The sequence below is a fragment of the Minwuia thermotolerans genome (assembly GCF_002924445.1).
GTDB classification, from domain to species: Bacteria; Pseudomonadota; Alphaproteobacteria; order Minwuiales; family Minwuiaceae; genus Minwuia; species Minwuia thermotolerans.
On record NZ_PIGG01000002.1, the window covers coordinates 1 to 8,935 of the forward strand.

At 66.4% G+C, this 8,935-nt stretch carries 7 protein-coding genes and 2 pseudogenes; 3 read left to right on the forward strand and 6 right to left on the reverse strand.

The genetic code is table 11. The annotated features are described in order from the left end of the window. The 6 genes and pseudogenes from istA to CWC60_RS00040 form a co-directional block, all read right to left on the reverse strand. Positions 1 to 595, reverse strand: a 595-nt coding sequence (istA, locus tag CWC60_RS00015) for an IS21 family transposase (protein WP_109792012.1), incomplete at its 3' end; no start/stop codon positions are given. A gap of 448 nt (positions 596 to 1,043) precedes the next feature. Then, entirely contained in the window at positions 1,044 to 1,490 is a 447-nt protein-coding gene (locus CWC60_RS00020) for a universal stress protein (RefSeq protein ID WP_109792013.1), read from the reverse strand. Positions 1,491 to 1,518: 28 nt separating this feature from the next. Continuing rightward, positions 1,519 to 3,048 carry a DHA2 family efflux MFS transporter permease subunit gene (locus CWC60_RS00025; protein ID WP_206419686.1) on the reverse strand — a complete coding sequence of 510 codons (1,530 nt, stop codon included), beginning with the start codon at positions 3,046 to 3,048 and terminating at the stop codon, positions 1,519 to 1,521. After that, on the reverse strand, positions 3,045 to 4,253 hold the full coding sequence (locus tag CWC60_RS00030; protein ID WP_109792014.1) for an HlyD family secretion protein: 1,209 nt from the start codon (positions 4,251 to 4,253) through the stop codon (positions 3,045 to 3,047). The genes CWC60_RS00025 and CWC60_RS00030 overlap by 4 nt, the downstream gene beginning before the upstream one ends. After that, positions 4,234 to 4,725: a MarR family winged helix-turn-helix transcriptional regulator gene (locus CWC60_RS00035; protein WP_109792015.1), complete on the reverse strand. Its 492-nt coding sequence runs from the start codon at positions 4,723 to 4,725 to the stop codon at positions 4,234 to 4,236. The genes CWC60_RS00030 and CWC60_RS00035 overlap by 20 nt, the downstream gene beginning before the upstream one ends. A 485-nt stretch (positions 4,726 to 5,210) precedes the next feature. Further along, positions 5,211 to 5,414 (reverse strand): annotated as a pseudogene (locus tag CWC60_RS00040) (IS110 family transposase); the annotation flags it as partial. On the opposite strand from CWC60_RS00040, the pseudogene CWC60_RS00045 reads away from it, so the two are divergent. The 3 genes and pseudogenes from CWC60_RS00045 to CWC60_RS00055 all read left to right on the forward strand — a co-directional run. Continuing rightward, positions 5,409 to 5,729: pseudogene (locus CWC60_RS00045) on the forward strand (transposase); the annotation flags it as partial. The pseudogenes CWC60_RS00040 and CWC60_RS00045 overlap by 6 nt on opposite strands. Before the next feature lie 271 nt (positions 5,730 to 6,000). Further along, positions 6,001 to 7,104 carry an amidohydrolase family protein gene (locus tag CWC60_RS00050; protein WP_109792016.1) on the forward strand — a complete coding sequence of 368 codons (1,104 nt, stop codon included), beginning with the start codon at positions 6,001 to 6,003 and terminating at the stop codon, positions 7,102 to 7,104. 10 nt (positions 7,105 to 7,114) lie between these two features. After that, the gene (locus tag CWC60_RS00055) at positions 7,115 to 8,797 is read left to right on the forward strand and encodes an N-acyl-D-amino-acid deacylase family protein (protein ID WP_164516278.1); all 1,683 of its coding nucleotides are present in this window, start codon (positions 7,115 to 7,117) and stop codon (positions 8,795 to 8,797) included. Positions 8,798 to 8,935: the final 138 nt, after the last annotated feature.

Here is an 8,935-nt window from a genome sequence, read left to right on the forward strand (position 1 = left end):
CGGCCAGCGTGGTGTTGTCATACAGAATCGATAGCGGCACGCGGCCGAAGAAGTCGAAAGCCGAGACATGGCCGTCGAGGAAGGCCTCCGTCGTCTCCCGCGGATAGGCCTTCACGAACGGGGCATCCGATTGCGGAACATCCATGCAGAAGAAGTGGATCTTCTGCCTGACGCCGCCGATCACCCCGATCGCCTCGCCGAAGTCGACCTGCGCATGCCCCGCAGGATGCGACAGCGGCACAAAGGTCTCTCGCAGGCGGCCGCGGGCAATCCGGACATAGTCCTTCACCACTGTCAGGCCACCGCCATAGCCGTGCTCGTCGCGAAGCCGTTCGAAGATCCGCTTGGCCGTATGTCGCTGCTTGGCCGGTGCCGTCCGATCCGCCTCCAGGATCGCGTCGATCACCGGAATGAGCGGGCCCAGCTTCGGCTTCGCCACCGGCTTTGTCCGCGTATAGCCCGGCGGCAGCGAGAACCGGCACATCTTCGAGATCGTCTCGCGGCTCAGGCCGAAAATCCGAGCCGCTTCCCGCTGGCTGTTGCCCTCGATGAATACGAAATGCCGGACGGCGGCGTAGACTTCCATGGCGAACATTCCCGGCCGCTCTCCCAAAAGGAAAACAGCCTTACCACTGGCCGGGTTTTACGCCGGCGCGGCAGGCCCAATCGCCGCCGCTACATGGTCTACTTTCTCACCGCCCTACACAGCCGGCGAAGCTCGCCCGCAGCGCGGCATTGCGCACCTATGTCGAGGAACGACTGGCGGGCGCTATCGTCGCTCCCGGCAGTGCTCCAGTTCCCGGCCCGGCCGTGTCCTGCAAATGACGACGGCATGGGCCACGGCACGCCCGGCCGCCGGTCAAAGATGTCGCCTGATCGTGTCCGGCCCGAGGGGCCCACTCCACCGAGGGGTCAACTCCCGAAGTCGGTTGACAGAAAAACCGCGACACGGCGGCGGGCGACCCTTCTCCGCACCATTCTTGCCCGCTCTTCGCCGCTGTCGCGTGGAGCTTTCGACGCTGCTGGTTTTAACCTTGTTCTGATCATCGTGCGGGCACCGCGTCCGAGACGGCCACCAGCAGGCTGCATGGCGCATGGGCGAGCAGCGAAGCGCCGACGGAGCCGTGCCACCACCGGGCCAGCGCGCTCTGTTCGCGGTGACCGACCACGATCAGATCGGCGGCGACCTCGTGCGCCATTCGGCCGATCTCCTCGGCGGGGTTGCCCGTGCGAAGACGCGTCTCGACGGCAAGGCCAGCGCGCCGCAGTTCTTCCGCCCCCGCCGCCAGCACGCGGCGCACTTCCTGATATTCACGCTCCGGCAAATCTGAAGGTGCTGCCGCCTCAGCAAGCGCGACACCCAGCTCATGGGCGACGACGGCGAGGAGATACACCTGTGCCTTGCACAGGATTGCCAGATCCGTGCCTTGCCGCAGCGCTTCACGGCCGGCCCGGGTGCCGTCATAGGCCAGGACTATCCGTCGGTACATTCCGTGCCGCCTCCGATCCCGTTCATCCTCACTCCGCCGCGGCCGGCCCCGTGGACGCGGGCGCCTGCGGCTTTCGTAGCAGCAGCAGCAGCGGCGCGGACAGCAGCGTCACCCACATCATGAAGGTGAAGTCGTTGAGATAGGCGATGGTCGCCGCCTGCCGCGTCACCTCGTCGTTGAGTGCCACCACCCCCGGCGTCGTCTGCCAGTTCCAGACCTGCGGCAGCAATGGCGACTGCAGCATGGCACGGAACGGGGTCATGACGTTGGCCATGTCGGCATGGTTGACCTGCGTGTTCTGGGCGAGCAGCGTGAAGACGATCGAGATACCGATGCTGCTGCCGATGTTGCGCATCAGGCTGAACATGGCCGTGCCCTCGTTGCGGTAATGTGGGGCGAGGGTCGAGAAGGTCACGGTGCTGAGCGGCACGAAGATGAAGCCGAGGCCGAGCCCCTGGATGATGCCGGTCCAGACGATGGTCGAGACCGGCACCTCGGTGGTGAAAGCGGACATCTCCCACAGGGAGAGCGCGGTCAGGCCGATCCCGAGCAGGATCAGCAAACGGGTGTCCACCATGCCGATCAGACGGCCCACCAGGATCATGGCGATCATGGTACCGACGCCGCGCGGCGCGAGCACGTAGCCGGTGGTCAGCACCGGGAAGCCCATCAGGTTCTGCAGGAAGGGCGGCAGCAGGGCGAGCGTGGCGAGCAGGACCACGCCGACCATGAAGATGAGGAACAGTCCCACCGCGAGGTTGCGGTCCTTGAACAGCCCCGGCTCGAGGAAGGGCTCGCGCGCCGTGAACATGTGCACCAGGAACATGTAGAGGAAGAGCCCCGCGAGCACCGCCTCGGACACGATCTCGGTGGAGGCGAACCAGTCCTGGGACTCGCCCCGGTCGAGCATCATCTGCAAGGCCCCGATGGCGAGGCTCAGGAGCGCGAAGCCGAAGAAATCGAAGCGGCGGCGGTCGCGCGCCGTTTCCGGCACGAAGGCGAGAATGCCCAAGAGCGCCAGGATGCCGAAGGGCAGGTTGATGTAGAACACCCAGCGCCAGTTGTAGACCTCGGTCAGATAGCCGCCGAGCGTGGGGCCAAGGATCGGCCCGACCATGACGCCGACACCCCACATGGCCATCGCCGAGCCGTGCTTCTCACGCGGGTAGGTGTCGAGCAGCACGGCCTGCGACAGCGGCACGAGCCCGGCCCCGAAGGCGCCCTGCAGCAGGCGGTAGAACACCATCTCCGCCAGCGACGTGGCCGTGCCGCACAGCATGGAGGCGATGGTGAAACCGGTCACCATGATCGCGAACAGCCGCTTGCGCCCCAGGCGTGCAGCCAGCACGCCGGTCGGCGGGGTCATGATCGCAGCAGCCACGATGTAGGAGGTCAGGACCCAGGAGATCTGGTCCTGCGTCGCCGACATGCTGCCCTGCATGTGCGGCAGCGCCACGTTGGCGATGGTGGTGTCCAGCGCCTGCATGATCGTCGCCAGCATGATGGAGACGGTGATCAGGCCGCGCCCGAGCGGCGTGCTCTCTGCCGCCGTCGTCATCGGGGCGCCTCCGCCTCGGCGGCGACCGTGCGCGAGACGCCGAACCAGGACAGCGCCGTCCGCACGAAGCCGGGCAAGGGGCGGCGATGTCCGGTGTCGATCTCGACCGTAGTGCTCATGCCAGCTCGCAGCGCCGGGTCATCGCCGTTCGTCTTGACGGCGATGCGCATGGGGATGCGCTGCACCACCTTGACCCAGTTGCCGGTGGCGTTCTGGGGCGGGATGACGGAGAACTCCGCGCCGGTCGCCTGGCTGAGGCTTTCCACCGTCCCGTGCCACTCGTGGTCGGGGTAGGTATCCACGTGGATCGCCACCGTCTGGCCGGGCCTGACGTGGGTGAGGTCGGTCTCCTTGAAGTTGGATTCGATCCAAACGCCGGCGTCCGCGACCAGGCTCATCACCGGGCTGCTGAACGCGGCGTTGCCGATCACCTGTAGACCGGGCTGCGGGGTATTGCTGGCTATGCCGGCGAAGGGCGCGCGGACGACGGTGCGTTCGAGATCGAGGGCGACCCGGTCGACGACCGCCTGCGCGGCGAGGTACCGGGGGTGGCGTTTCACCGCGATGTCCGGGTCGCCAGCGAGCTGTGCCCGGATCTGCGCCATCTCCTGCTCGGTGACCCGCATCTGCTGCCGCGCCACGTCGAGGTCGTGGCGTGCGGAATCGAACCTGGCGCGGGAGACGGCGTTGGTCGCGACCAGCCCGGACTGCCGCTCGAACTCCGTGTTGGCGAACGCCAGGTTGGTCCGAGCGAGCGCCAGCTCCTCCTGCTTCTGGCGGTAGCTCGCCTTCAGGCTCATGATCTCGCCGCGCACACTGGCGAGCCGCGCCTCCGCTTCGGCCAGTGCGATCCGATAGGGCCGGTCGTCGATGCGGAACAGGACGTCGCCCGCGGCGACCCGTTGGTTCTCGCGCACGGCGACCTCGGCGATGAGGCCGGAGACTTCCGCGGCGATCATCACCTTGTCGGCCTGGACGTAAGCGTTCTCCGTGCTGACGTAGCGGCCGCCCGTAACGTAGAGGTAACCGCCGAAAGCCGCCACGACGAGCGGGCCGAGGAGCAGCAGGAAGCGCCGCAGCCAGCGGCGACGGGGCGCGGGGCGGGGGGCGTCCCGGCCCGGTCCGGCATCGTCCCCGGAGGGGGCGCCGGGGGATCTCTCGTCCGGACCCTGCGGCCGGGGCTGCTCAGACGCTTCCTGCTGCATTCGAAATGGCTTTTCCCGGGTGCTCGTCGCCGCTACCGCCGCCCTCGGTCGTGACTAGGTTTCGCTTCACATGGCGCAGGGACTCGATCAGCGCCTGTCTCCTGTCATCCGGCAGACCGGCCATGGCCTCTTCCCGGGTTGCGGCGGCAAGCTCCCACATCCGATCGAGCAGCGGCCGGGCGGCGGCGGTCAGATAGAGACGGAAGGCCCGGCGGTCGCCGGGATCGGGCCGGCGCACCACCAGGCCGGCTTCCTGCAGCCGGTCGACCAGGCGGGCCAGCGTCATCGGATGGATTTCCAGGCTCTCGGCCAGGCCGACCTGTTTCACGCCCTCCCGGCGCGAGAGGTAGGCAAGCGCCTGCCATTGGGCCTGGGGCAGCTCGAGCTCCTGCGCTCGGCGGTTGAAGTTGCGCCGCAGCAGGCGCGCCACGTCGTTCACCAGGAAGCCGAGGCTTCGGTCGGGATCGTGCATCGGGGCTCCGCGCGTCTTCGGTTGCTGTAATAAGCATTATTTATTATCAGCGCACGATATCTTTCTGCAAGGGGCCCTCGCGCAAGCATCTGGCAGAACAAAGGCGCGCGGAGAGCAGGGAGGTGGCGCGCAGGGTGCAGAAACGGCGCCAGCTTGAGGGAGATCAAGGCCCGTGCCCGCATATCCTGCCATTAAGAGTCTTCTCTGATTGGGGTCGTTGTGGTCAAGCTGCTCCTTTTTTCCGGTTCGTCCGCGGGTCACACGCTTCTCTTCGCTGTCGGCGCCCATTCTCGCATTGGCGGGGCCGCCGCATGATGGGGTCAGGAGAGCAAGGCGTCTCAATCTGTTTCACGACCTTGCAGGCGTTGACCCGGCAGGCTTGAGACTCTCAACGAGATCACCTTGCCCATCGTCCCCCCGGACGATCCTGGCTCACCCTTGCGGGCGAAGCTTATATTTCCTGTTCCTCCGGTTTCTGCTTGATGTCACGCAGCCGCTCCGACCGGTTCCTTGCCGTAGTGGAACTCGGTCGCATCGAGCCACATGCGATGCAGGATGACGGCGAGCTGGCGGGCGACGGCGACCCGGGCGCGCGCCATGCTACGCCGCCTGGCAATGTTCATGCCCAAGGCGCGCAGGCTCGACCATTTGCGACTGCGCACGAGCAGGTTGTGGGCCGCTTCATCGAGCCAGATTGGGTGGTGCGGTTCTACAACCGGCGCGGCACCGCCGAGCAGTACGTCAAGGAAGGCAAGCACGCCTTCCACTGGACGCGGCTGTCATGCAGGCGCCTCCCCGACAACAAGGTCCGGCTGCAACTGCACGCGCTGGCCCACAACCTGGCCACCCTCCTGCGCTGCATCGAAATGCCCGAGGAGATGGCGGACTGGTCCCTGACCAGCCTGCAACTCAAGCTGATAAAGATCGGGGCCCGCGTCGTGCGCCACGCCCGCGCCATCCTCGCCGCCGTTCACCGACTTCGAGCGCCGCCGTCATGCGCGTGACAGCGATCCGGACCCAAACACCACGAGACCGGCTCGACAGGTCCGTCCGACATGCTGGAAAACCCCTCAAAAGGCCGGGAACACCCCCGCCGCTTGGCTTGAGGCACTCACAACCGGACGTCTGCGAGAGGCCACGCCCGGTCCGGAGCGAAGAAACGCTTGACCGCACGGCCTCGCCCGGCCATTTTTCCATCAAACGGCAGGCCACTTGGGGAATGTCGGCTAGGATGCGTCCAAAGAAGAGTACGCGTTCCAAGGGGAGGACTGCGCCATGAGCATCACGCCGATTTCCGCCGATTCTCACATCACCGAGCCGCCGGACTGCTATTCCGCGCGCATCGACAAGGCCTGGCGTGAGAAGGCGCCGCATATCGTCAAGGACCCGAAGTTCGGCGAGGTCTTCGTCATTCCCGGCTTCGACAAGCCGATCCCGATGGGGCTCGTGGCCGCCGCGGGGCGGGATCCGAAGGATCTCAACTTCAACACCCAGAACTACGGCGACCTGCATCCGGGCGGCTACGATCCCAAGGCGCGGCTGGCCGACCAGGATCGCGACGGAATCTTTGGCGAAATCATCTATCCTTCGGTCGGCATGATGCTCTGCAATCATCCAGACTTCGACTACAAGAAGGCCTGCTTCGACGCCTACAACATCTGGCTGCAGGAGTATTGCGACTTCGCCCCCGGCCGGCTGTTCGGCATGCCCCAGATCGCGATGCGCACGGTAGACGAAGGTATCGCCGACCTGATGGACCTGAAGGCGCGCGGCTTCCGCGGCATCATGATGCCGGGCGAGCCGGCGGTCGCCGACTATGACGACCCCATCTACGATCCATTCTACGAAGCCGCGGTCGACCTGAAGATGCCGCTGTCGTTCCACATCCTGACGTCGAGCAACGCCGCCGCCGGCCGCACGCGGGGGCCGCGGATCAACTCCTTCCAGTCGATCATCCGCGGCAATCAGGACATCCTGGGCACCTTCATCTTCGGCGGCGTCTTCGACCGGCATCCGGACCTGAAGATCGTCTGCGTCGAGGCCGACGCCGGCTGGGCGCCCCACTGGATGTACCGCGCCGACCACGCCTACAAGCGCCACCGTTACTGGATGAAGTGCGACGAGCTGCAGCGCCTGCCGTCCGAGTATTTCCTGGAGCACATCTACCTGACGTTTCAGGACGACTGGTCGGCCTTCCAGATGAAGGATCTGCTGAACGTGGACCGCCTGATGTGGGCCAACGATTTCCCCCATTCGGACGCCACCTGGCCCTGGTCGCAGGAGATCCTGGCAGAGCAGACCGTCAATCTGTCCGATCACGAAAAGCAACGCATCCTGCGCGACAATGTGCGGGAACTCTACGACCTGCCGATCCAGTAGGAGGCGGAAGATGCTCGATCTCAAGATCACCAACGGAACCATCGTCGACGGCACCGGCGCGAAGGGCTGGAAGGGCGATATCGGCGTCAAGGACGGCCGGATCGTCGCCATGGGCAAGGTGGACGGGGACGCCGAGCGCACCATCGACGCGAAGGGCCATGTCGTCGCGCCGGGCTTCGTCGACATCCACACCCATTACGACGCGCAGGTCGTCTGGGACCGGATGCTGTCGATCTCGCCCTGGCACGGCGTCACCACGGCCGTGATGGGCAATTGCGGCTTCGCTGTTGCGCCGACGCGGCGCGAGCACCGCGACCTGATCATGCGCACGCTGGAGAACGTCGAGGGCATGAGTGTGGCCGCACTGACGAGCGGCCTGGGCGACTGGGGCTTCGAGAGCTTCCCGGAGTATCTCGACGCGCTGGAGAAGCTGGGCACCGCGATCAACATCAGCGTCTTCTGCGGCCACACGCCGCTCCGGCTCTACGTCATGGGCGAGGAAGCGACGGAGCGCGAGGCCAACGCCGACGAGCTGGCTGAAATGAAACGCCTCGTCGAGGAGGCGATGGACGCCGGCGCCATCGGCTTCGCCACCTCCAAGGCCGTGACCCATACGGGCTACGCCGGACGGCCCGTGCCGAGCCGCCTCGCCTCCATGCAGGAGATCGAGACGCTGGCCGGCGTGCTGGGCGAGAAGGACAAGGGCATCCTGCAGGCCACCATCGGCCGCGAGCTGTTCATCCCGGAATTCGAGCGGATTGCGCGCCAGACGGGCCGCCCCGTGACCTGGACCGCCATGCTGGCGGGTACGCAACTCGCCGACGGCACCGCGGAAGAGCATCTCGAGCGCACCCGGGAGCTGAAGAACCAGGGCCTCGACATCGTGCCCCAGGTCACGCCGCGGGCGCTGATGTTCGAGATCCAGATGAAGGCGCCCTTCATCTTCGAGCCCGTCTCGGTCTTCAAGCCGGTGCGCGGCGCCAGCTTCGAGGAGAAGAAGCGCCTCTACGCCGACGCGGACTTCCGCGACGCGTTCCGCCACAAGCTGTCGGGCAATATCCGTCCCGGCTTCCAGCGCAGCTTCGACATGACCATCATCGCCGACGTCCCGGGCCATCCCGAACTGGCGGAGATGACCCTGGCGGATGCCGCCGCCCAGGCCGGCAAGCATCCGACGGATTTCATGCTCGACATCTCCCTGTCGACCGATCTGGAGGCGCGCTTCCGCATGCCGGTGGCGAACCATTTCGAGGACGAAGTGGAGCCGCTGTTGAAGGACGGCAACACGGTGATCGGCCTCTCCGACGCCGGGGCGCACGCCAGCCAGCTCTGCGACGCCTGCCTGCCGACGCATCTGCTCGGCCGCTGGGTGCGGGAGAAGAAGGTCTTCTCCATCGAGGAGGCCGTGCGGATGCTGACCAGCCGACCGGCGGAGGTCTTCGGCATCACCGACCGGGGCACACTGGCCGAGGGCCGGCCCGCGGACATCGTGATCTTCGATCCCGAGACCGTCGGCTGCGGACCCGTCCAGCGTGTCTGGGATTTTCCGGCCGGCGCAGACCGGCTGATCTCGGAAGCCGACGGCATCGACGCGGTGATTGTCAACGGCACCGTAATCCGGCAGGACAATGCCGACGCCGTGGACCCCAACGGTCCCCTTCCTGGAAACCTGCTGCGTGGTGGACATGCCTGACACGACGAACCCCGACAACAAGCCGGCGCCGAAGGACTGGACGCCGGAACTCGACGAACTCCATCTCCGCGAGGAGATGACCGGCGGCATGGGCGGCCCCGACAAGGTGGCCCGCCAGCACGCCGGCGGACGGCTGAC